The sequence below is a fragment of the Streptomyces bobili genome (genome assembly GCF_002154575.1).
Lineage (GTDB): Bacteria > Actinomycetota > Actinomycetes > Streptomycetales > Streptomycetaceae > Streptomyces > Streptomyces bobili.
In genome coordinates, this window is the sequence record NZ_MUBA01000027.1 from 1 (window position 1) to 2,215 (window position 2,215).

Here is a 2,215-nt window from a genome sequence, read left to right on the forward strand (position 1 = left end):
ACCACGTACGGGGCGTGCAGCGAGGCCCCCATCGGCCCGCCCACGGCCGGCCCGACCGCCAGCGCCAACTGCTTGACCAGCGCGAACGCCGAGTTGTACTGCCCGGCGAGCCCGGCCGGCGCCAGATCCGCCACCAGCGGCGCGACCGTCGGCGACAACATCGCCTCTCCCAGCCCGAACAGCGCGTACGTCGACACGAAGGCAGCCGTGGCCATCTCCTGACTGCCGTTCCCGAGCCCGGCGTACCCGGCCACGGCCCACGCCAGTGCCCAGATCAGCCCCACGGCCGCGATCACCCGCGACCGCTTCTGCCGCTCGACGAACCTCAGCACCGCGAACTGCGCGACGACGATCACCGCGGTGTTGGCGGCGAGCGCGGTCCCGAGCGCGGACGTCGAAATACCCGCCGCCTCGACGCCGTACGCGCTGAGCCCGGACTCGAACTGCCCGTAGCAGGCGAAGAACAGCACGAAGCCCAGCACGGACAGCTGCACCATGGCCCGGTTGCCGAGCATCTGCTTCCAGCCGCCCTTCACGGACCCGCGCGGCGCACCCTCCACCCGCGGCGCGTGCGGCATCCGCACACCGGCGATCACCACGGCCAGCAGCAGGAACATCGCCGCCTCGATCGCGAACAGCAGGGTGAAGGAAGACACCCGCGTCGTGTCGACCAGGTGCCCGCCGATGAGCCCACCGACCCCGAGTCCCAGATTCTGGAGAAAGAACTGCGTCGCGAACGCCCGCGACCGCGTCTCCGCGGTGGAGCAGTCCACGATCATCGTGGCGAGCGCCGGCTGCATCACGGCCTGCCCCGCCCCCAGCGCTGCGGCGGCGGCCAGTACAGCGGTGGCGTTGCCGGCCAGCCCCAGGCTCAGCGCACCCAGCGCGGCGGTGACCAGGGCGACGATCAGCACCGGCAACGGGCCGCGCCGCACGATCGCCCGGCCGGCGAACGGCAGCACGATCAGCGCGGCCACGGCGAACACGGCGAGGACGAGCCCCGCCGTCATGGCACCGAGCCCACGCACCTGCGCCACATAGACGTACAGGTAGGGGACGGTGAAGCCGAGCCCGAACGCGCTGAGTGCGTTGCCCACGTGGATCCGGCGCATCGCTGCGCCCATGGCCCTGGTCACGTTCACCTCTCTCAGATAGTTGGTCAGTCTCAGTTCTTAGAACCGAAGACTTCGAAGATAAATTTCGAAGCTAAACAGTACATGCTGAAGAACTTCAACGCGAACGAGCCGCGTGCGATACTGACGCTCATGGGCGACCCCGGCAGCACAGGCATCGGCGGCGAGCCGACCCTCGAAGAGCAGATCGCCGCCTACCAGCGTGAGTTCCAGGACCTCGACCCCCAGGTCGAGCAGATCGTCTCGGCGCTCTCCCGCCTGAACCGCCGCATGAACGTCGCCTACGGCCGCCAGACCGCCGCGCTCGGCATCAGCGGCGCCGACTGGGAGGTCCTCAAAGCCCTCGTCCTCTCCGGCGCCCCGTACCGGATGGGTCCCAGCGACCTGGCCAAGCGGCTCGGTCTGACGCCTGCCGCGATGACCCACCGGATCGACCGCATGGTCGCGGAAGGTCTGGTGACCCGGAAGCGGGACGAGACCAACCGGGTGCGAGTGATCGTGGAGCTGACGACCGAGGGCCGGGAGAAGTGGCTCGAGGCGATGCGACTGGCGACGGTCTTCGAGGAGGATCTGCTCCAGGACCTCTCCGCCGACGACCGCACGGCCCTCGGCGACGTCCTGACCAGGCTCCTGCGCAGGGTGGAGCACGCCCAGCCGGACGCCGGCGGACGTCTCACCGACCTGGACTAAAAGATCTTGACAGGGCCGCTTGACACGCCCTTGCCCGGTCCGTAAAGTTCTTCGGGTTGCCACGGAGCCGTAACGGTTCTGCGGTAGCACCTCGGCCGCAGTAGCGGCACTCACACCAAAGCAAGATCTCCCAGCGGGGTTGTAATTCGGCGTGCCCGAATTCAATTCGATTTGGGCTCGGCAGCTCGATTAGCGCTTGCCGGGGAGGATCCGCTAAGGTTTGAGACGTCGGAACGGCCCAACAGCCGGGAAGACAACCCCCCTCTGACGGGGAATCAGCGCCGAAAGGATCTGATAGAGTCGGAACCGCCGGAAAGGGAAACGCGGAAGCGGGAACCTGGAAAGCACCGAGGAAATCGGAACCGGAAACGATCTGATAGAGTCGGAAACGC

General features: G+C 67.9%; 2 protein-coding genes. One reads left to right on the forward strand and one right to left on the reverse strand.

The window, feature by feature from the left end:
• Positions 1-1,124, reverse strand: a 1,124-nt coding sequence (locus BZL64_RS02950; protein ID WP_208639347.1) for an MFS transporter, incomplete at its 3' end; no start/stop codon positions are given.
• Between the two features lie 141 nt (positions 1,125-1,265).
• On the opposite strand from BZL64_RS02950, the gene BZL64_RS02955 reads away from it, so the two are divergent.
• On the forward strand, positions 1,266-1,823 hold the full coding sequence (locus BZL64_RS02955) for a MarR family winged helix-turn-helix transcriptional regulator (protein ID WP_086765833.1): 558 nt from the start codon (positions 1,266-1,268) through the stop codon (positions 1,821-1,823).
• The last annotated feature ends 392 nt before the right edge of the window (positions 1,824-2,215 follow it).

Excerpts from the sequence above, each read along its gene's own strand:
- BZL64_RS02955 (WP_086765833.1), top strand. The coding sequence starts at position 1,266 with ATGGGCGACCCCGGCAGCACAGGCATCGGCGGCGAGCCGACCCTCGAA.